We start from the raw sequence: 18763 nt of genomic DNA on the forward strand, positions 1-18763 counted from the left end.
CCGACCCTGACGCAGGGCCACGCTCAGGCGTTCCACCACTCGTCGGTGCCACAGCCGACGTCGTAGTGCCACCATCCCTCCTCTTGGCCCTGCGTCAGAAGGGCCTTGATCCCGGCGAAGTCCGCGCCTGCCGGTGCGGTGACGGCAACCATGGGGAAGTCCTCGCTGAAGACCTCGCCGCCGAGTCCGAACGCCGCAAGGCGCTGATGTACTGCCTGCGGACTTCGTCCCAGAGGCCCGTTAGGCACCGGCACCACTCGGATGGTGCAACTGCCGGAGGAACTGACCCGCCCGACGGCCCAGTGGAGCCCGTCGGAGTCGGTCCGATACCGCACTACGTCGCCCTCGGCCACCCCGTCCTGTAGGAAGGGCGCGTTCTGCACGCCGGCCGTGTCATCGCTGAGCTTCGTCGCCCACAGGCCCTCGGTGTCCTGCGCGAACCACCCCTCGCGAGGGACGAACCGAAACCAGACCTTGATCTTCTCGACCGGGTTCTCCATGACGGCCATCATGCGCCGACCGGCAGTACGTCCGCGCACCGCGTCTGAGCTGGGCGATCGAACGTAGCTGTCACGGGGCCGCCCGAGGTCGGAAGACAAGCTCAGTGAGTTCCCGAAGGGTTCGCCACCCCGGCGAGATCGAGGAGCCGGTGCATCGTCTCGGGCGCCAGGGTGGGATTCGCCGCTGCGTCGCGTGCGGAGGCTGGGACGCCGAGGCGTCGGTGCAGTTCCTCGGTGGGCAGTCGGGGGTCCCGCAGTGCCCAGCGGGCGACTTCCGCATCCGGATCGTCGATCAGCCGCATGACCAGCTCGGGTCCGGCCTCGGGATCGTCCAGGGCGGCGCGACGCAGCCGCGGATTGGGATGGTCGACGAAGCGGGCGAGGCCGGGTCTGGCGAAGTTCGGGTGGACGCGCAGGAAGCTCCACCTGAGACCGTGCCAGTGGGTGTACATCTCCAGCACGAGTTCGTGCGGGGCGTCCTGGCACGACTCGCACAGGGTGAGCTTGACGAAGAAGTCCTCGTCCTGCGCGAGGCGGTCCACGACGTCCGCGGGCAGATGCCGCCGGCCGGCGATGCCCCGCCGCAGCAGGACGTGCCCGGAGGCGGCGGCCCGCCGGGCCACGTCCGGTTCGTGACCGCGTTCCATGATCCAACGCGGCGTTGTGGCGTAGCCACCCGGCACGACGTACGCGATGGAGGAGCGCTGTTCCGCCGTAAGGTCCTCGCGCATCGAGAGATCGAGCCGGACTCTGTCGTCGGGGTCCTCGGCGAGCCGCAGGGCCAGGGCGGTCGGTACGTCGGGGTCCAGGGCCGCCCGACTCCGTACGCGGGGGTCGGGATCCTGCACGCGTAGGTGGGGCTCGGGCAGGGGTTCCGGGTTGCTCGGCAACAACTTGGCTACGGCGTCCCGGACTTGGGGCTCCGGGTCGGCGAGCAGAGCCTCGCGTACGGCGGACGAAAGCTGCGGCCACAGTTCCTCGGTGAGGGCAGCGGCCCGCACCGAGGCGTCCTCGTCCTCGGCAAGCCGGGCCCGTACAGGAACCGGCAGAGGCAAGCGCGCCGCTGCCCGCCGGACTCTCGGTTCGCTGTCGGCGGCCAGGATCTCCAGCACACCCTCCGATATACGCCGACCGCCGTCACCCACACTCGCCGCATGGGCCACCCGGACCCGGGGTTCGGGATCACGGGCGAGCCGCGCCAGTACGTCGACGTCAGCGTACGGGTTTTCCGTCACCAGACGCCGGTGGTCGGAGTGCGGGGAGGCCACCAGCGCTGCCGTTTTGTCCCGGTCGAGCGAGCAGTGGGCGAGCCAGAAGGCGGCGGTGGCGGTCAGCTTTCCGCCAGTGAGCAGTCGTGCCAGCACGGGCGCGGGCAGCGCGGGATTGAGGATCAACCCATCGCGCCACACCTGCGCCAACTGCTCGTCCCCGGTCAACCCGTCCAAGCCTTCGCTCGCGTCAGTCACGCGCCTATCTTCCCTCCGCGCGAGTCACCCGAGCGTGGTCGGTCACGACCCGGCGGAACAGGGCGTGACCGGTACGCCCGGTGTGCCGCAGGGCCCAGTCCTGCGCGTTCTCCTGGGCGCCCTGCGGCCCGGACTCCTCCGTACAGCCAGGTGCGGAGCAGTACGCCGCGTAGCTCACTCCGGCTTCCGGTATCTGCCTGATGGTGTGCGGAACGTAGCGGTACACCGTGTGCGGGCCAGGACTCATGGGTGGGCTCCCGACACGACCTCGAAGACATCGGTGTCCTCGGCGTCGTCACCGTCCGAAACGGGCAGCCGCATCCCCCTCGATTCGGCGACCCGCAACACATCCCCCAGGCACTCGGCGAGCCGAATCCCGGCGTACCGGACCTCGGCGGTCGGGGACACCGGATCGTCCAGCACCTTGCGGGCGAGGCCCAGCACGTCCGTGCCCATGGACAGTTGCGTCGCCTCCATCTCGTCGGCCAGGCGTGAGACGTAGCCGCGTTCGCTGCCGTGCACGAGAAAACACGGCTTGCCTTCGGGGGAGGGCCAGGGGAGGAGGCGGGGTGGGATGAGTGGTTCCATCAGGCGGCCACCTCCGGTGCACCCGTTGAGTGCCGGTCGAGGTCGATCCGAAAGTCGGCAGCGAGCACCAGAGCGAGCCGAGGCCGCTGCCGCCGTGTGCACTCCCGCTCGTACGCATCGAGGTACGGGCGCACCATGGCGATCGCACCACCGTCGAGGGGATCGTCCAGGCCGTACGGCGACCGGAGGGCCGGGAGCCGCATCGCGCAGGAGCGGGCGGGGTCCTGCCAATCGGCCGTGGGAAGCGAGGCAAGGTGAGCTCCCGCTCGACGTCGCCCCGTACCCGGGGACAACAGAAGCCTCACCCAAGCGACGGTCCGGCGGAGGAAGTCAAGCATGTCGGTGTGCTCCTTTGCTGAGGGACTTCGCCACGGCTGCCTCCTTGGTCGGCCGCCATGTCACCGTCCACGCAAGCAGTTGGGGCCGAGCGGGAGCGATGCCAGCCCGATGCAAGAACGATGCAAGTCCATCCAGCACGGGTGATCCCGCCTCAAAAGCGGGGCATGCCAGAGGGAGGACCCGTACGATCTCCGCACCCTTTTCCGCACACGGATGCAGCCCCGGAGTCCGGTATGGCCGACCGCCGCCACAGTCCCAACGTCCAGCTGCGCGCTGTGCGCGAGCTGGAGTTTCAGATGAGCCGTCAGGAGTTCGCGAAACTGGTTGTCTCCATAGGCGAGAAGATGGGCGAACCTGTCGGCTGCACGTCGCGTCTGGTGGCCGCATGGGAGGACGGAGACGTCGACTGTCCGAGAGCCGTCTATCGCAGGATCCTCAGCAAACTCACCGGTGGACGAACCATGACCGAGCTGGGATTTCGCCCGGCATCCTCAGCAAGCGGACGACAGCCGGTCCTCGCGTCGCACGAGCCTGAGCCGGTCGCGCCGGTGAACCGGCGCGACTTCCTCTTCGACAGCGCGGGCGCAGCCTTCTCCTTCTCCCTCGGTGCCCTGGTTCAGAGGCGTCCCGGCCGAATCGGCATCGCGGACGTCCGAGCCGTCGACCAGGCTGTCACCACCATCTACAGCCACGACCACGACCACGGTTCCGCCGCACTGCGTCGGGATGCCTCGAACGTGCTGCACATCGCGTACGACTGGCTGCGAGACGGCTCGTACACCGAGAAGACCGGCAAACGGCTCCGTACTGCGACCGGGCACCTGTCGATCGCCGCCGGATGGCTCTCCTACGACTCGGGGCGCGCCGCCGACGCCCGCTCCCTGTACAGCGAAGCACTGGCCGCCGCCAGGATCGCTGACGACCCCGGCTTGGAAGGGCACGCGTTCGGCTGCCTGAGCCTGCTGGCCAAAGCCAGCGGACGGCCGCGTGAGGCCATCAGCGCCGCCCAGGGCGCGCAGAGCGTCGTCCGCGCTTACGGCTCCTCGCGGTTACTCAGCCTGTTCGCCATGCGCGAGGCCGGAGGATGGGCCCTTCTCAGCGATCGTGGAGCCGCCGACCAGGCCGTCGTACGCGCACATCGCCTCTACGCGAAGGGCCCCACCGAATCCGACCCGGAGTGGCTGGAGTTCTACACACCCGCCGAACTCGCCGGCCTGGAGGCCCTCGCCCGCGCCGACCTCGACCAGCACGAGCGAGCTGCCTCCGGAGCCGAGCAAGCCGTCCTGCTCCACGGCGACCAGTTCGCCCGTAACAGGGCCCTGTACACCGCCGATGTCGCCATCCAACATGCGGTGAGGGAACGTCCCGAGCCCGAGGCAGCCGCCGAGGCTGCCGGACGCGTCCTCGCATACCTCCCCGAAGTCCGCTCCGACAGGCTCCTACAGCAGTTGCAGAACGTGGAGAGCGCACTCCAGCGGCATGCTGCGGTCCCCGCGGTCGCCGACTGGTTGGAGGAGTATCGCACCACCACCGGCGTCAGCTAGGAGAAGACGGTGAGCACCCCGAACACCCGCACAGACCTGGTGATCCGCACCTACGGCCCCGGCCATGTCCCACCCCTGCTCGACGTAATTGCCGACATCTGGGCCGACGCCCACCCCGAGTTGGTCAACGCCCCCGGAGCGGAAGTCTCCGGTCTGTCCGTACCCGCGCTCCACCGCCAGGTCCAAGGCCACCTCAAGCACGCCGGGTTCACTCTCGTCGTGGCGTACGTCCGAGGAACCGCCGTCGGGTTCGGGTACGCCTTTCCGTGCAGCGCGTCGTACTGGTTCGGCCCCAGCCTTGTGGACGAGGTTCCCGAAGGCGCCCGTACCGAACGGCTGATGGGGCTGTGCGAGTTGGCCGTACGACCGCCGTGGCAGGCAAAAGGGATCGGTACGCGGCTGCACACCGAGTTGCTCACAGCCATCGCCCCGCAGTGGTCCTCGCTCCTCGCCCTGCCATCCAACCGGCGGGGTCAGGATCTGTACGCCCGGCTCGGCTACCGGTACGCGGGTCCGTACCGGGGCAGGGCCGACGGGCCCGAGTTCGATCTGCTGCTCCTGCACGTCGATCTCAAGTAAACGTCGAGGCAGGCGTCGGCGCCGTGCCCTTCTCCGGCCTTGTTGATCTCTGCGAACGACTTGAACACGGCCCCACTGCGGCAAATAACCGAGCGATGGCCCTTGCCCGACACTTCCGGACCGGAAGAGAAGTACGACGTCCCGCTGGGCAAGAAGGACCGATGGCTGACCGTCGTCTCGCCCGACGAGCCCGGCGGCACCGAACTCCTCCTGGAGCCTGCAGGCGACCCGGTCGTCAAGCCCTACCGCGACGCGCTCGTCAAGGACGGCATCCCGCTCGCGCAGTTCGCCGTCGAGGCCGTGCAGGCGGAGTACGCGCGCCTGCACGGCCTCGGTGTCCGCTTCGCCCAGGAGCCCCTGGAGATGGGGCCCGTCACCACCGCCGTTTTCGACGACACCTGCGGCAACCTGATCCAGATCGCGACGCAGCCGCGGTAGGCGGTCGGGGACAGCAGGCCGCGCGCAGAGTTCCTGCGGATCTGGGACCGAACAAGCTCAGGCGGCGGCAGGGCCTTGAGCCAGTTGGTCAGCAGGCGCTGGTCTCCACCGGACGTTCAGGTAACCGGGTGGGCGTTGATCGCGCCGGCCAGGCAGGTGGTGGAGGCGTCCAGGGAGCCGCCGATGAACGGGCGGGGCCGGTGCTTGTCATTCGATGTGTCCGGTGTCGGGGTCGACCTGCGAGGAGCCAGGAAGGGGACCGCACCCGGCCCCCACCGCACACCCGCCACGATCACCTGTACGTGCGGATCACGCGACGGTGAAGTCCGCGGCCTTGGTGACCAGCTTCGTGTCGCCGTCCTTCGATGTGGCCAGGACGGCGACGTGCCACACACCGCGCGGGGACGCCTCGGCGTCGGCACCGGTGACCTTGACGGTGTAGGTGCAGCGCGCCGTGTCCCCACCGGACGGCTTGCACACGGCCGACTCCACGGCGGCCATGTCCTTGGCGGTCAGCCCCTTCTTGGCGAAGGACGAGTTCGCCGGCCAGGCCAGCACCTTCAGGTCCTTGACACCGGAGGACGCCGTGACGTCAGTGGTGAAGGTCAACGACCCGTCGCGCTCACCAACGGGAGCCGCGTAGCGGGCGGCGCTGTGCGCCACCGAGGGTGACTGCTCCCCGGCGTAGGCGAGAGCGAAGGCTCCGGCACCTCCGAGAACGACGACACCAGCGGCCACGGCCAGAACGGTACGACGCGCCATGAGAATTCCCCCATCAGATTCAGCAGAATCAACCTGGCGCACTTGGCTGCGCCGTTGCACCCATCCTGGCCGCGCAACAGGCACCGGGTATGAGCGCACGTACTCAACTCCGGTCTGAGTAACCGTCGTTCGCAGTAGGGACCCAGACGCAAGGCGGGCAGCTGCAATCTGGACGCTGAATTCCCTTACATGGGAAGGGACTTGAGCCGCCCGCTCAGGAGGGCGTCGGTCTTCTCGGGGCGTTCCTGCTGGAGCCAGGGGGCGTGCCGGAGCGTCGAGCAGCGCTCACCACGCGGCTCCCCTGATCTCATCTGGCGTGCTGCAGCCAGCGCTGGAGGGTGTCGTTGACGTCTGCCGGCAGGGCGCTGAGCTGGTCGATGACGGCACGGTCCTCGGGCATCGGGGGGATGCCTGCGACGGTGAGTGCCGCGTGCAGGGCGAGGCGTTGCCGGTCGGACGGGGTGAGGGTGTAGTTGAGGCGGTGGGCGGGGTTGGGCGGCGGCAGGAAGTAGTCGATGTCGTCGCAGGGCTGGGCGGGAGTCGGCCAGGCAATGTCACTGGGATGTGCGACGTAGGGGTCGACGAAGGCGCACGAACCAAGGCTCTCGTTGCTCCAGAGGGTCATCTCTGTCTCCTCACCGGTGAATTGCGGGTCACAGGTCCAGAGCCGCGCAAGGGCCCCCTCGGTTGCAGCCGCGACCGTATGTCACGCTGACGGCGTCTTCGGCGGCTGATCACCTAGTGTGACCGGAAGATGACAGCCGACCCCGCATTTCGGCGATGTCCGGCATGGAAGCGGTGACGGAACGTCACACAAGACCGCTTGTTGGCCCCGTTTGCTGACCATGCGGGTCGGTCTCAACTGATCGACGGGACGCGGTCAGTGTCAGTGCCGCCTCCTGGACTCCCGCCGACTCGGTCGAAGGGCGGGAACACCATGGAAGACCTGACAGGGACAGAAGAGGCAACAGAGACAACGGCGTTGCGGCAGTTGCTGCCTCCTGGTCCCGGTGCGGGCGAGCGCATCGACTGGGCGGCGGCCGAAACGCGTTGGGGAACCGGTTTCCGCAGGACTACATGGACTTCATGTCCGTGTACGGCGTCGACTTCCCGCCCGCTCCGCGCTTCGTGCACTGGCGTGAGCGGCGATGACAGGCAATGAACAGGTGAGTACGGGCGGAAGCGCGCGGGTCAGCCCGCCGGCCAGTGCGGGTTCGGTGTGCCGTCATCGCTCATGTGCGCCCGCTTCCAGATCTCGTTCCAGCCGTACGGGATCCCCGGCACGAGCCGGTGCTGCTGCCCGCACGGACAGGGCATCGGCGCCCACGCGCACCCACGGCACAGTTCGACCCAGCTGTGCCCGGTCGAGTGCGGCTCCAGCCGTCCCTCGTCCCCGCAGGCCGGGCAGCCGGGGAGATCGGCGCCGTCCAGAATGGCGTTCTGTCGCCGGACGTACTCGGAAAGTCGCAGCGACGGGTGGCGAAACGGGTCTTCGTACCAGGCGCGGCCCGGCCCCTCCCACTTGCTCCGCAGCCACCACGGTCGCGGGTTCGCCACAGCCCGCCGCCCGGCCTGCTTCTCCGCCCGGCGCTGCGCGATGAACTCCTCCGCCCGCGCGACCCACAGCACCCTCGCCTCGTGCAGTTCCTCCACCGCCCGCACCACCGCGTCCGGATCCGCCTCCAGCCGCCGGGGGATCGCGGCGCTGAGGGTGAGGTGGTGGTAGGTCGCCCGGAAGCCGTACGGCGCGAAGAGGGTGATGCAGGTCCGCAGCGCGCTGTGCCGGCGGCGGAGAGGAAGGCGGGCGTCGTGCACGCGCGCTCGGTGAGTCAGGAAGCTGGTCATTGTGGGAGCTCCAGGTCCAGTGCCCGGGCCAGGGCGGCGGTGACGGCGGCGGCGTGTGCCGGCAGGTGTTGTTCCGCCCAGGTGCCGGCGAGGCTGAGGAAGTCCCGCAAGTCCTGCTGGGCGCCGGTGACGAGCGTGCGTACCTGGTCCAGCGGCAGCTCGATCACCGGGCTGCCGTCCTTCGCGTAGGCGTCGAGAGTCAGCCGGACGGTGTCGCCGACGCGTTCGGCCACCGAGGACGGGTCGTGGCCGAAGGAGGAGCAGCCGGTGCCGTCGAGCACCTCCAGCCAGTCCCGCCAGCTCTCCAGACCGCTGCAGCAACCCGGCTCGACGAAGACGGTGCCGGTGGCGTTGTCGGTCACCCGGAACCCGCCGGCGGCGAACAGGTCGGGCATGGTGAGCAGCCCGTGCAGGAACGCGCCGAGCGGGTCGGTCGGACACGGCTGCCCGTGCTCCTCCTCCGGCTCGAAGTCGTTGCAGTCAGCGATCCGCATGACCGCCGTACCGACCTCCGCCGGAGTCAGCTCCCCGTCCAGAACGAGGTAGCCGTACGACTCGTGCTCGCCAACCTGCCAGAGCGCGAAGTCGTCGGCAGCGAAGATCTCCAGAACGGGTTGCATCACCGGTTGCATCACCATCACACGGGGATGATGCCGGAGCCACTGCCACACCGCCACGGGCTTTGGCTGCGGTATCGGGCTCAGGCCGACCCGCCCGGGCACTGGCGGCCAGATTCGCGTGCTCCGGTTCGGCGTGCGCGGTCGCCATGTATCGAAGTGTCGCCACTCGTTGACCGGCGGATCGTCAGCGACCGTCATCGCTGGTGGTAGCGAGTGCGGGGACCGTACAAGTTCAGACAGCAGGCAGCGACTTGAGCCAGTCGACCAGGAGGACGTTGGTCTCCTCAGGGCGTTCCTGCTGGAGCCAGTGGCCGCAGCGTCCCTGATCAGCTTAGTGATCCCATGTCAGACGTGGTGTCCGGTATGGGGTCTGCCCACCGTGGAGGGGTGGCGTGAGCGTGCAGGTGGAAACCCGCGCCCAGCGCCGCCCATCGCGGCCGGTGAGGTGTGCTGATCGTCGTCACGCCCTGGTGCCGGTCAGCTGCGCGGGGCAGCCGTCTGCGGTCCGTGGACGAGACGGACGACGTCAAGAACCCCATCATCGAATTCATCTCACAGGGCCTGGGCAAGCTGCCCGCCGCATCGCAATGGAGGACACTGGTGGCCGTGGACCTTTCTTTCTACAAGTCGCCCATCTTCGAAGAAGCCCGCGAGAAAGCCTGCGCTGAAGCCCGCGCTAAAGGCCTGGCCGAAGGCCGCGCTGAAGCCCGCGCTGAAGCCCTGGCCGGGAATATCCTGACCGTCCTCACCGAGCGCGGCATCGATGTCCCCGAGGACGTCCGCGAACGCATCACCGGCTGCGGCGACCCCGAGACCCTGAGCTGCTGGCTCCGCCGCGCCGTCACCGCAGCGTCCGCCGCAGAGATCTTCGAAGCCCGGTAGCGCAGTCGGTCGGTTCGGACGGTGTCGTTGCCAACCCTGCTCCCCCGGTCGACGCGGTCCACGATCCCGGGAAGCAGAGTATGGGCCGCCTGACACGTCATCAAGAGGGCGTATGGGTATGGCTATTGGATACCTACGGGCGCTCGCGCGGCTCCCGTACGACCGCCACCCCGCCCGGCGCGATCGTCACCCTGCCGGAGGGCGAAGTACCGGTGAGGAGTTCACTCGCCCCCTCCGCCACCTCGACCTCGGCCCCGTCCCCCGCATGGTCGATCAGGAAGAGATAGTCGGCATCCGGCCCCCGCCGCACCACCGCCTCCACCCCCACCGGAGTCGCCCGCGCCGCCTCGACACCCGCCTCCGCGCACATACGGCCGAGCAGCGCCCCCAGCGTCGAAGCGTCCGGCCGGGTCGCCATGTACCAACCGACGCCCGCGCCAAGGGAGTTACGTGTCACCGCCGGCACCCCGGTCAGCGGGCCGTCCGTGTACGACAGCACCGCCTCCGTCCCCTCCCCCTCCAGCCGCAGCCGCTCCGACCACAGCGACCCCGTGCCGTCGCCGCCGCTGAGCCCGACCGACTCCCCCGGCAGCAACGGGAACAGCTCGTCCGCCCGCACCCCGAGGGCCTCCCGGAACGCGCCCGGGTAACCCCCCAGCCGTACATGGCAGTTGGCGTCCACGGCACCGCTGTGGAAGCCGACGGCCAGCGTGCCGCCGCGCTCCGCGAAGCCCACGAGGTTCGCCGCGCCCTCGTCGTCGACCAGGTACAGGCTGGGAGCGAGCACCAGCCGGTACCCCTCCAGCTCGTCCCCCGGCCGTACGAAGTCCACCGCGACGCCCGCTCGCCACAGGGGCTCGTACCAGTCCCGTACAAGGTCCTGGAAGCGGAGTTCGCCGCTCGGCTGAGAAGGAAGTTCCAGTGCCCAACGGGCGTCCCAGTCCCAGACGATGGCCACGGAAGCCGTGCCCGTGCTGCCGCGCACCTCCGCCAACGCCCTTAGATCTGCGCCCAGTTGGACCACGTCACGCCAGATCTGGCTGTCCGTGCCGGCGTGCGGAAGCATGGCCGAGTGCCACTGCTCCGCGCCCGCCTTCGCGGCCCGCCACTGGAAGTAGGCGATGCCGTCGGCGCCATGGGCGACATGGGCGAGGGCGTTGCGGCGCAACTCCCCTGCCGTCTTCGCCCTGTTGACCGGCTGCCAGTTCACCGCGCCCGTCGAGTGCTCCATCAGGAACCAGGGGCCGCCGGCCAGGGAACGCATGAGGTCGCCGCTCAGGGCGATGTCGATCTCCGACTCGGGGTCCGTCGAGCGGAGGTAGTGGTCGTTCGCCACCACATCCAGTTCCGGGGCCCAGCGCCAGTAGTCCAGCGCGTCGAAGTTGTACATCACCATGAAGTTGGTCGTGGCGGGAGTCGACGGGGCCGCTGCCCTCAGGACGTCCCGCTCCGCCTTGTACAGCGACAGCAGCTCGTCGCTGCAGAAGCGGCGCCAGTCCAGCTGATGGGTCGGGTTCGGGACCGCTCCCGTCGCACGCGGCGGAATGATCTCGGCCCAGTCGTAGTACCACTGGCTCCAGAAGGTGGTCCCCCAGGCGGCGTTCAGCGCCGCCAGGTCGTCCCCGTACCGTTCCCGCAGCCAGCGGCGGAAGGACTCCGCGCTCTCGTCGCAGTAGCAGGCGGGGTTGTGGCAGCCGTACTCGTTGTGGACGTGCCACATCACCACCGCCGGATGGCCGGCATACCGCTCCGCCAGCGCGCCCGCGATCCGCAGCGCCGCCTCCCGGTAGGCCGGGCTGCTCGGGCAGAACGTCTGGCGGCTGCCGTACGACAGTCGGCGACCGTCCTTGTCGACCGGGAGCGCCTCGGGGTGGGCGCGGAAGAACCAGGCGGGCGGCGCTGCCGTCGGGGTCGCCAGGTCGGCCGCGATGCCGTTCTCCGCCAGCAGGTCCAGGAGTCGGTCCATGCGGGTGAAGTCGTAGACGCCCTCGGCCGGTTCGAGCAGCGCCCAGGAGAAGATGCCGACGCTCACCATGGTGACCCCGGCCTCGCGCATCAGCCGCATGTCCTCGGCCCAGATCTCCTCGGGCCACTGCTCGGGGTTGTAGTCACCCCCGTACGCGATACCGGGAACAGCGAGTTCACGCTTCGTCGTGAAGTGGTGAGGCACGGTGTTGTTCTCTTTCGAGCAAAGGGCGTCAGCCCTTGTTGGCGCCCAGGGTGAGGCCGCTGACGAACTGGCGCTGAAGCGCGAAGTACACGATCAGGGTGGGGATCGCGGTCAGCAACGCACCTGCGGCGACCAGGTTGGGGTCGGTGAAGTACTGGCCGGAGAGGTTGTTGAGGGCCGAGGTGATCGGCATGTTCTCGCCGGTGGAGATGAGCACGATGGCCCAGAAGAAGTCGTTGTAGATCCAGATGGAGAGAAGTGTGGCCAGGGCGGCCATCGCCGGGCGGCACAGGGGCAGCACGATCTGCCAGTACATGCGCCACACCGAGGCGCCGTCGACCAGCGCGGCTTCGGTCAGTTCGTGCGGGAGCATCCGCATGTAGTTGCTGAGGACGAAGGCGCAGAACCCGGACTGGAAGGCGATGTGGATGAGGACGAGGCCGAGCGCGGAGTCGTACAGCTTGCCGGAGTCGGTGATCCCCGGCAGGTCGATGAGCAGGTAGAGGCGGTACAGCGGGGTGATGATGACCTGCTGGGGGAGCAGGTTGCCGGCGGTGAACACCAGGAGCAGGAACAGGTTGATCCGGAAGTCGAAGCGGGCGACGTAGAAGGCGACCATCGACGACAGGAACAGCGTCAGCAGCACCGCGGGGACGGCGATGATCAGCGTGTTGAGGAAGTAGTGCTCCATGTCGGACTGCGTGAAGGCGTCCGTGAAGTTGGAGAAACTCAGCTTGTCGGGCCAGGAGACGTAGCCCTTGTCGCTGGTCTCGGAGTACGGGCGCAGGGCCGCGTACATCGCCCACGCCAGCGGGGCGAGCCAGGCCAGCGACATGACGACGAGGAAGACGTGCAGCAGCACACGGCCGGGACGGACGGGCGCGCGGACCTTGCCCGCACTGTCGACCGCGTGCATGCCGCCGCTCCCGCTCCCGCCTGCGCCCTTGGTGTTCATGGCGTCGGCGCTCATGCCCGTCGCTCCTTCCGGAAGGTGCTGACCAGGTACGGGATGATCACGACGAGGGAGATCAGCAGCAGTACGACGGCGATGGCGGACCCGTATCCGATACGGCTGGACTCGCCGATGATGTTGTTGGTGACCAGGATCGAGAGGAGTTCGGTGCCCTCGGCGCCGCCGTTGAAGACGTACACGAGGTCGAAGGCGCGCAGCGATTCGATGATCGTGACGACCAGGACGATGGTGTTGGTGGGGCGCAGGGTCGGGAAGATGACGTTCTTGAACGTCTGCCACTCGTTGGCGCCGTCGAGCGAGGACGCCTCGCGCAGGGACGGGTCCACGCCCTTGAGGCCGGCCAGGTAGAGGATCATCATGTAGCCGGTGTGGCGCCAGGCGGCGGCGACGAGGATGGCCCAGAGGTTGAGGTCCGGGTCGCCGATCCAGTCGATGTAGTGGCCGGGCTCGTTGGCGCCGATGACGCTGTTGATCAGGCCGGTGTCGGGGTTGTAGATGAGCTGCCAGACGAAACCGATGACGGCCATCGACACGACGACGGGCAGGAAGAAGGCCGTCTGGTAGACCCGGCTGAAGCGGATGTTCTTGTCCAGCTGCACGGCCAGGAACAGCCCGAGCGGGGTCGGGATCGCGATGAGCACGACGAACCAGACGACGTTGTGCTGGACGGCCGGCCAGAACTGCGGGTTGTCCGCGAAGAGGTCGCGGAAGTTCTGCAGCCCGACCCACTCGATCGAGCCGAAGCCGATGCCGTCCCAGGTGGTGAAGGCCAGCGCGATCGAGGCGAAGGCCGTCACCCACACGAGGGCGATGTGCAGGAAGGTCGGCAGACCCGCCATGAAGCCCAGGGCGATCCTGTCGCGGCGGGTCAGCAGCCGGCGGTGGCCCACGGGCGCCCGGCGGCTGTGCGGGGACGAAGGGGTACGGGTACCGCCCGGGGGCGGTACATCGGCCGCCCCCGGGATCACGGGAGTCGAATCGGGGATGCTCATGAGGACGCGAAGATCGTCTTCTTCTGGCGCTCGATGGACGAGAGCAGGCTGTCGATGCCCTTGGGATCGCGGATGAACTTCTGGAGCGCGGGCTGCATCACCGTCGAGGTGAAGTCGGGGCGGCTGTCGCGGTCCATGAACTGGGTCAGGCTCTTCGCCTCACTGATCATCGTGTACGCCTTCTTCTGCAGGGCGCTGTACGAGGAGGTGTCGGCGGTGGTGGAGGCGGCGACGACGTTCGGGTCGGCCTTGAGGTAGATCTCCTCGGCCTCCGGAGTGCCCAGGAACTCAAGCAGCTCGACGGAACCGGCCTTGTTCTTCGGCGACTTGCTGAGCATGAAGCCGTCGGTGGGCGCCTCGACCGTGTCCTGTCCGAAGGAGGGGTCGATCTCCGGGAAGGCGAAGAAGTCGAGGTCCTCAAGATCGGTCGCGTTCGTGAACTGCTGGCCCACGAAAGTGCCCAGCAGATACATGCCGGCCTTCTTCGCGACGAGCGTCTGGGCCGCGTCCTGCCAGGTGCGGCCCGTCGAGCCCTCCTGGTGGTAGGGGAGAATTTCGGCCCAGTTGTCGAACGTGGCGCGAACCTTCGCGTCGGTCCAGGACGCCTTTCCGGCCATCAGCTCGGTGTGGAAGTCGTACCCGTTGGTACGGAAGTTGATCTGGTCGAAGGTGCCGAGCGCGGGCCAGGCGTCCTTGTCGCCGAAGGCGATCGGGACCAGGCCGTCCGCCTTCATCTGCTTGCACAGCGCGATGAACTGCGCCCAGGTGGTGGGCACTTCGTAGCCGTGCTCCTTGAAGACGCTCTTCCGGTAGAACATCGCCCAGGGGTACGTGTACAGCGGCACGAAGTAGTACTTGCCGTCCGCGCCCTTGCTGAGCGTCTTCATCGCCTCGGGGAAGTTGCTCCCGATCGTCTGCCACACGTCGTCGATGGGGCTGGCCAGGCCCTTTCCCGCGAAGAACTGCATGCGGTAGCCGGCGAACCAGGTGAACACGTCGTCCGGGGTGCCCTGGAGGTAGGAGTTGATCTGCTCCTGGAACGTGTTGTGGTCCTTGGTGTTCACGTCGACCTTGATGCCGGACTTCTTCGTGAACGCCGCGTAGATCTCGGCGAAGGCCTTCTTCGGCACGGCGTCCGACGCGTTCGAGCCGAGGGTGACGGTCTTCTCGTCGGAACCCGAGTCACTGTCGCCGCAGGCGCTCAGCAGCGGGACGGCAGCGCCGAGCGCCGCCGCGCCGCCGATACCGCGCAGCAGGGTGCGGCGGCTCGGACCGGGGACGGACAGACCGGAGGAAGTGTGGTGCATGACGGCTCCTGAGGACAGACTCCCCGAAACGGGGAGCAAGGTCACGACTACGCTGAGTCCATGCTGATCTAAATCGACCAGAAATCAACTTGACCAAACATCGTGGCGGCAATAAGAGCGTCATGTCCTGTCATGCGTCAAGAGCTGGCGCCCGCCGTGCCTGAAACGTAATGGACATCGCCCCGCAGTCCTTTGCTAACAAACAGCTAGCAAACAATTGGCGCGCAGGGGGTGAGGGAGGGCACGAGCGTGGCCGGGAAAGAGCGGCTGGGCCGCGTCGGCCGTTCGGCCGACCGGCCCAGCCCGCCGGCCCCGAAAGGTGACCGTTCGGCCTGGGCGGCCCCCGGCCCGGGAACGGCATGGGCGGCGATCACCCCTCACCGCCAGCCGCCCGAAGCCGACAGCAGCCCGCCCCTGGCCTCCGGCCATGCCCCCGCCCGCCACCACGGGCACCCGACACCGGCACCGCCTCGGCCACCCGCCACCCCGCCACGGCCCGTCGCCACGGCGCCCGGTCTTCTTCCCCGCCGGGGCCCTGCCCCTCGCCATCGGCGGGGTGGACCTGCCGGTGGCGGGCTGATGCACCTGGGGCTCGCGTCGGCGGGCCGGGGCGGGGCGGCCAGGGCGGAGCGGTTCTGGCCGGGCCGGGGCGGTTCCGACCGGGGCAGGGCGGGGCGGTTCCAGCCGGAGCGGGGCGGTTCCGGCGGGGCGGCCATAGCGGCGCGCCGCAACCAGGCCAGTTCCGCCGCAGCCAGGCCGGTGCACGGCAAAGCCGGGCCGGTCCCAGCAGCGCAGCCAGGCCGGTGCACGGCGAAGCCGATGCGCGGCCGGGCCGGTTATCGGCGGCGCGGCCGCGCTGAAGTGGGCCGCCTGGATGCTGCCGCCCTCGGCCCCGCACTGATCGTCGTGGCGGCGGAGCAGACGGCGGCCAAACGGGCTACCGCGCCGGCCGCCCCCTCCTGACGGCCCCGTCGTCATCACCCCGTCGTCATCGCCCCGTCGCCCTGAGCGATCCGCACGCCCCGATCGACCCGCACGCCCGGACCGACCCGCACGCCCCGATCCGCCCCGCACGCCCCGCCCGACCCGCACGCCCCGATCCGCCCCGCACGCCCCGCCCGACCCGCACGCCCAGACCGACCCGCACGCCCAGACCGACCCGCACGCCCCGATCCGCCCCGCACGCCCAGACCGACCCGCACGCCCCGATCCGCCCCGCACGCCCCGCCCGACCCGCACGCCCAGACCGACCCGTACGCCCTCGTCGAGCACGTGGTGCTGTTTCCGCGGGGCAGGGCCGGCGTCCGCTCTCCGGCGGCGAGCCCGCTGCCCGGGCACCTGCCGGCGGAGCACGGCCCGCACCGCTTCGTCCTCGCGGTCGCTCTGCTGGTCGCGAGTGGCGTCGCGGCGAGCGGGCGGACCGGTTCGGCGGGGCCCGCGCATCCGATCGTCCTGGCGGTGCGATTCCGCGTCGGCCCCTACGATGAGCGGCGCGCGTGGCGCGAGGGCCGGCGCCGGGGCGGACTGGGGGACAGCGAACGTGATCGAGCAGCGCCGGGCACGAACGGGCCTGTACGGGACGACAGTTGAGGGGGCTCCAGTCGTCAGGGCAGTGGGCCGTGTCTTCCGGCGAGGGCTGCTCGACGGCCGCTCCGCTCTCGTCCCGGGGCTGACCATCTGGACGTACGACACGGCGGTCGACCTACGGCGCCGGTTCGTCGACCAGCCGGACCAGTCCTCCGACACCTTCCTGGTGAAGCTGGAACGGCAGTTGGCCGGCGCGCCCCACGCGACGATCGTCCTCGCCGCCGAACTCCTCTACGTGAACCTCGTACCGCTGAAGCCGGAACAGATAGGTGTGCCGAGGAAACGGGAGATCCTGAACGAGGTTCTCTCCTGGGCCAATGGGGACATCGTCATACCGGCCGAACTCGACGCCCCGCTCACCGGGTTCATCAACGGCGGCCAGGCCTTCCTCAACTACCGCTGGGCGCAGTTCCAGTTCCTCGTCCTCCTGGTGGAGCAGCTGACGGCGTGGACTCCCAAGGAGAGGGGGGACCTGCTGGCCGACCCGTGGCACTTCCAGGAGGAGTGCCGTCAGGTGCTCGCCTCCATGGGACACAACAAGGCCCGCGCCCAACTCCACGTCCTCCAGGCACTCCTGTTCCCCGAGACCTTCCTCCCCATCGCCAGCACCCAGAGCAAGCGGCGCATCCTGACCGGCTACCGCGAGCGCCTCCCGGACCCCACCGGCGACGACGACCGCGACCTCCTCGCCCTCCGCACCCTGTTGCAGGAGGAGTCCAAGGACCCGGTGAACTTCTTCGCCGACCCCTGGCTCAGCCACTGGCGCCCCGGGGCGGCCCAGGTCGGTCAACAGGGCTGGCTGGTACGGGGGTTCGGCGCCGCCGGGCAGAGCTTCCTGCCGGACTGGCTGGCCCACGGCTACTGCTCGACCGCCTTCGGCGAAATACCGGAGATTCCCGCGGGCGCCACCAAACCCGCGATCCAGCAGGCCGTCGCCCGAGCCATGCCGGACGCCACCGCGCAGGCACGCGGCCAGGCGACCGGCCAACTCCACCTGTTCCTCAGCCAGATGAAGCAGGGGGACGTCGTCGTCACCGTCACCGCCGACGAAGTGCACGTGGGCACGATCGAGGGCCCGGCGCTGTACGACCTGTCCGACGGCCCCGACCAAGCCCGCCGCCGCCCGGTCAAGTGGGCCACCACCACCCGCCCCCTGCGCCGCGCCGACCTCCCCGAGCAGGTGCAGAGCCAGCTCCAACGCCCGCCCACCGTCTACGACATCAGCACGGTCGCCGCCGAACTCGCCGAAGCCGCAGGCCTGACCGACGCCGTCGAGGAGGAGCTGCTCAAGGCCGACGCGACCCGCCCGATCGAGCTGCCGCCGGTCGGGGAGGACCTCGCGGGCGAACTGCTCATGCCCGTCCCCTGGTTGCGGGACACCGCGCGCCAGCTGGAGCGGATGCAGCAGATCATCCTGTACGGCCCGCCCGGCACCGGCAAGACCTTCCTGGCCCGGCGCCTCGCCCAGCACGTGGCCGGGTCCGACCGTACGAAGCTGGTGCAGTTCCACCCGTCGTACACCTACGAGGACTTCTTCGAAGGGTTCCGTCCGGTGAGGAGCGACGGCGGCAACGTGGCCTTCGAGGTCGTACCGGGGCCGTTCAAGCTGCTGGTGGACCGGGCCCGGCAGGACCCGGCGAACCCGTATGTGCTGGTCATCGACGAGATCAACCGGGCCAACCTCGCCAAGGTCTTCGGCGAGCTGTACTTCCTGCTGGAGTACCGGGACGAGCCGATCACCACCCAGTACTCGCCCGACCAGGAGTTCGACCTGCCCAAGAACGTCTACGTCATCGGCACGATGAACACCGCCGACCGTTCCATCGCCCTCGTGGACGCGGCCATGCGCCGCCGCTTCGCCTTCCGCCGGCTCTCCCCGGACCGCCCGCCCGTCGCCGGTCTGCTGCGACGCTGGCTGGACCGTCACGACCTGCCCGGGCGCCCGGCCGACCTCCTCGATGCCCTCAACTCCCGCCTCGCCGACCCGGATCGGGCGATCGGACCGTCGTACCTGATGAACCATCAGGCTGCGGACCCCGAAGGCCTGGAACTGATCTGGAGCACCCAGATCCTGCCCCTCCTGGAGGACCAGCTGTACGGCACGGGTGTCGATGTGGAGGAGGAGTACGGACTCGACGCCCTCCAGGCCGTCGTCGCCGAGGGCGAGTGAC

At 69.2% G+C, this 18763-nt stretch carries 22 protein-coding genes; 8 read left to right on the forward strand and 14 right to left on the reverse strand.

Annotated features, from left to right (window positions below):
* Positions 1-23: 23 nt before the first annotated feature.
* The 5 genes from ACH4TV_RS14815 to ACH4TV_RS14835 form a co-directional block, all read right to left on the reverse strand.
* Positions 24-512 carry a DUF4265 domain-containing protein gene (locus tag ACH4TV_RS14815; RefSeq protein ID WP_398398809.1) on the reverse strand — a complete coding sequence of 163 codons (489 nt, stop codon included), beginning with the start codon at positions 510-512 and terminating at the stop codon, positions 24-26.
* Between the two features lie 89 nt (positions 513-601).
* A complete protein-coding gene (locus tag ACH4TV_RS14820) occupies positions 602-1966 on the reverse strand; it encodes a HEAT repeat domain-containing protein (RefSeq protein ID WP_398397953.1) in 1365 nt (454 codons plus the stop codon).
* 4 nt (positions 1967-1970) lie between these two features.
* Positions 1971-2213 carry a hypothetical protein gene (locus ACH4TV_RS14825; protein WP_398397955.1) on the reverse strand — a complete coding sequence of 81 codons (243 nt, stop codon included), beginning with the start codon at positions 2211-2213 and terminating at the stop codon, positions 1971-1973.
* Positions 2210-2554 carry a hypothetical protein gene (locus ACH4TV_RS14830; RefSeq protein ID WP_398397957.1) on the reverse strand — a complete coding sequence of 115 codons (345 nt, stop codon included), beginning with the start codon at positions 2552-2554 and terminating at the stop codon, positions 2210-2212. The genes ACH4TV_RS14825 and ACH4TV_RS14830 overlap by 4 nt, the downstream gene beginning before the upstream one ends.
* The gene (locus ACH4TV_RS14835; protein ID WP_398397959.1) at positions 2554-2757 is read right to left on the reverse strand and encodes a hypothetical protein; all 204 of its coding nucleotides are present in this window, start codon (positions 2755-2757) and stop codon (positions 2554-2556) included. Before ACH4TV_RS14835 ends, ACH4TV_RS14830 begins: the two co-directional genes overlap by 1 nt.
* 369 nt (positions 2758-3126) lie before the next feature.
* Here ACH4TV_RS14835 and ACH4TV_RS14840 point away from each other — a divergent pair, with 369 nt between their 5' ends.
* The 3 genes from ACH4TV_RS14840 to ACH4TV_RS14850 all read left to right on the forward strand — a co-directional run bounded on the left by ACH4TV_RS14840 (position 3127) and on the right by ACH4TV_RS14850 (position 5454).
* Positions 3127-4437, forward strand: coding sequence for a hypothetical protein (locus ACH4TV_RS14840; protein WP_398397961.1), 1311 nt, complete (start codon positions 3127-3129; stop codon positions 4435-4437).
* A 9-nt stretch (positions 4438-4446) separates the two neighbouring features.
* Positions 4447-5016 (forward strand): GNAT family N-acetyltransferase, encoded by a 570-nt coding sequence (locus ACH4TV_RS14845; protein WP_398397963.1) that lies wholly within the window; start codon positions 4447-4449, stop codon positions 5014-5016.
* Between the two features lie 102 nt (positions 5017-5118).
* On the forward strand, positions 5119-5454 hold the full coding sequence (locus ACH4TV_RS14850) for a VOC family protein (protein ID WP_398397965.1): 336 nt from the start codon (positions 5119-5121) through the stop codon (positions 5452-5454).
* A gap of 309 nt (positions 5455-5763) precedes the next feature.
* Here the strand turns inward: ACH4TV_RS14850 and ACH4TV_RS14855 are convergent, their stop codons facing one another.
* The 5 genes from ACH4TV_RS14855 to ACH4TV_RS14875 form a co-directional block, all read right to left on the reverse strand.
* Positions 5764-6216 (reverse strand): DUF5707 domain-containing protein, encoded by a 453-nt coding sequence (locus ACH4TV_RS14855; protein ID WP_398397967.1) that lies wholly within the window; start codon positions 6214-6216, stop codon positions 5764-5766.
* 185 nt (positions 6217-6401) lie between these two features.
* Complete coding sequence (locus ACH4TV_RS14860) at positions 6402-6527, reverse strand: hypothetical protein (RefSeq protein ID WP_398397969.1); 126 nt, start codon at positions 6525-6527, stop codon at positions 6402-6404.
* Positions 6524-6841, reverse strand: coding sequence for a hypothetical protein (locus ACH4TV_RS14865; protein WP_398397971.1), 318 nt, complete (start codon positions 6839-6841; stop codon positions 6524-6526). Before ACH4TV_RS14865 ends, ACH4TV_RS14860 begins: the two co-directional genes overlap by 4 nt.
* Positions 6842-7407: 566 nt before the next feature.
* Positions 7408-8061 (reverse strand): hypothetical protein, encoded by a 654-nt coding sequence (locus ACH4TV_RS14870; RefSeq protein WP_398397972.1) that lies wholly within the window; start codon positions 8059-8061, stop codon positions 7408-7410.
* On the reverse strand, positions 8058-8681 hold the full coding sequence (locus tag ACH4TV_RS14875) for a hypothetical protein (RefSeq protein WP_398398811.1): 624 nt from the start codon (positions 8679-8681) through the stop codon (positions 8058-8060). Before ACH4TV_RS14875 ends, ACH4TV_RS14870 begins: the two co-directional genes overlap by 4 nt.
* A 507-nt stretch (positions 8682-9188) precedes the next feature.
* Between ACH4TV_RS14875 and ACH4TV_RS14880 the strand changes: the two genes are divergently transcribed.
* A complete protein-coding gene (locus ACH4TV_RS14880) occupies positions 9189-9563 on the forward strand; it encodes a hypothetical protein (RefSeq protein ID WP_398397975.1) in 375 nt (124 codons plus the stop codon).
* A gap of 133 nt (positions 9564-9696) precedes the next feature.
* On the opposite strand, the gene ACH4TV_RS14885 is transcribed toward ACH4TV_RS14880, so the two are convergent.
* The 4 genes from ACH4TV_RS14885 to ACH4TV_RS14900 are packed head-to-tail and all read right to left on the reverse strand — an operon-like array spanning position 9697 to position 15005.
* Entirely contained in the window at positions 9697-11733 is a 2037-nt protein-coding gene (locus tag ACH4TV_RS14885; RefSeq protein WP_398397977.1) for a beta-galactosidase, read from the reverse strand.
* Positions 11734-11761: 28 nt separating this feature from the next.
* A complete protein-coding gene (locus tag ACH4TV_RS14890; protein ID WP_398398813.1) occupies positions 11762-12649 on the reverse strand; it encodes a carbohydrate ABC transporter permease in 888 nt (295 codons plus the stop codon).
* A gap of 50 nt (positions 12650-12699) precedes the next feature.
* The gene (locus ACH4TV_RS14895; protein ID WP_398397979.1) at positions 12700-13698 is read right to left on the reverse strand and encodes a carbohydrate ABC transporter permease; all 999 of its coding nucleotides are present in this window, start codon (positions 13696-13698) and stop codon (positions 12700-12702) included.
* Entirely contained in the window at positions 13695-15005 is a 1311-nt protein-coding gene (locus ACH4TV_RS14900) for an ABC transporter substrate-binding protein (RefSeq protein WP_398397981.1), read from the reverse strand. Before ACH4TV_RS14900 ends, ACH4TV_RS14895 begins: the two co-directional genes overlap by 4 nt.
* Before the next feature lie 427 nt (positions 15006-15432).
* Here ACH4TV_RS14900 and ACH4TV_RS14905 point away from each other — a divergent pair, with 427 nt between their 5' ends.
* From ACH4TV_RS14905 to ACH4TV_RS14920, 4 genes are all read left to right on the forward strand, one after another.
* The gene (locus ACH4TV_RS14905; protein WP_398397983.1) at positions 15433-15585 is read left to right on the forward strand and encodes a hypothetical protein; all 153 of its coding nucleotides are present in this window, start codon (positions 15433-15435) and stop codon (positions 15583-15585) included.
* A complete protein-coding gene (locus ACH4TV_RS14910) occupies positions 15585-15968 on the forward strand; it encodes a hypothetical protein (RefSeq protein WP_398397984.1) in 384 nt (127 codons plus the stop codon). The genes ACH4TV_RS14905 and ACH4TV_RS14910 overlap by 1 nt, the downstream gene beginning before the upstream one ends.
* A 309-nt stretch (positions 15969-16277) precedes the next feature.
* Positions 16278-16595 carry a hypothetical protein gene (locus tag ACH4TV_RS14915; RefSeq protein ID WP_398397986.1) on the forward strand — a complete coding sequence of 106 codons (318 nt, stop codon included), beginning with the start codon at positions 16278-16280 and terminating at the stop codon, positions 16593-16595.
* 22 nt (positions 16596-16617) lie between these two features.
* Positions 16618-18762 carry an McrB family protein gene (locus ACH4TV_RS14920; protein ID WP_398397987.1) on the forward strand — a complete coding sequence of 715 codons (2145 nt, stop codon included), beginning with the start codon at positions 16618-16620 and terminating at the stop codon, positions 18760-18762.
* The last annotated feature ends 1 nt before the right edge of the window (position 18763 follow it).

It is taken from the genome of Streptomyces sp. NPDC020898 (assembly GCF_044333925.1).
Lineage (GTDB): Bacteria > Actinomycetota > Actinomycetes > Streptomycetales > Streptomycetaceae > Streptomyces.

Excerpts from the sequence above, each read along its gene's own strand:
- ACH4TV_RS14835 (WP_398397959.1), bottom strand. The coding sequence starts at position 2,757 with ATGCGGCTCCCGGCCCTCCGGTCGCCGTACGGCCTGGACGATCCCCTC.
- ACH4TV_RS14815 (WP_398398809.1), bottom strand. The coding sequence starts at position 512 with ATGATGGCCGTCATGGAGAACCCGGTCGAGAAGATCAAGGTCTGGTTT.
- ACH4TV_RS14840 (WP_398397961.1), top strand. The coding sequence starts at position 3,127 with ATGGCCGACCGCCGCCACAGTCCCAACGTCCAGCTGCGCGCTGTGCGC.
- ACH4TV_RS14870 (WP_398397972.1), bottom strand. The coding sequence starts at position 8,061 with ATGACCAGCTTCCTGACTCACCGAGCGCGCGTGCACGACGCCCGCCTT.
- ACH4TV_RS14865 (WP_398397971.1), bottom strand. The coding sequence starts at position 6,841 with ATGACCCTCTGGAGCAACGAGAGCCTTGGTTCGTGCGCCTTCGTCGAC.
- ACH4TV_RS14890 (WP_398398813.1), bottom strand. The coding sequence starts at position 12,649 with ATGCACGCGGTCGACAGTGCGGGCAAGGTCCGCGCGCCCGTCCGTCCC.
- ACH4TV_RS14855 (WP_398397967.1), bottom strand. The coding sequence starts at position 6,216 with ATGGCGCGTCGTACCGTTCTGGCCGTGGCCGCTGGTGTCGTCGTTCTC.
- ACH4TV_RS14910 (WP_398397984.1), top strand. The coding sequence starts at position 15,585 with ATGCACCTGGGGCTCGCGTCGGCGGGCCGGGGCGGGGCGGCCAGGGCG.
- ACH4TV_RS14830 (WP_398397957.1), bottom strand. The coding sequence starts at position 2,554 with ATGGAACCACTCATCCCACCCCGCCTCCTCCCCTGGCCCTCCCCCGAA.
- ACH4TV_RS14860 (WP_398397969.1), bottom strand. The coding sequence starts at position 6,527 with ATGAGATCAGGGGAGCCGCGTGGTGAGCGCTGCTCGACGCTCCGGCAC.
- ACH4TV_RS14895 (WP_398397979.1), bottom strand. The coding sequence starts at position 13,698 with ATGAGCATCCCCGATTCGACTCCCGTGATCCCGGGGGCGGCCGATGTA.
- ACH4TV_RS14905 (WP_398397983.1), top strand. The coding sequence starts at position 15,433 with ATGCCCCCGCCCGCCACCACGGGCACCCGACACCGGCACCGCCTCGGC.
- ACH4TV_RS14875 (WP_398398811.1), bottom strand. The coding sequence starts at position 8,681 with ATGCAACCCGTTCTGGAGATCTTCGCTGCCGACGACTTCGCGCTCTGG.
- ACH4TV_RS14900 (WP_398397981.1), bottom strand. The coding sequence starts at position 15,005 with ATGCACCACACTTCCTCCGGTCTGTCCGTCCCCGGTCCGAGCCGCCGC.
- ACH4TV_RS14825 (WP_398397955.1), bottom strand. The coding sequence starts at position 2,213 with ATGAGTCCTGGCCCGCACACGGTGTACCGCTACGTTCCGCACACCATC.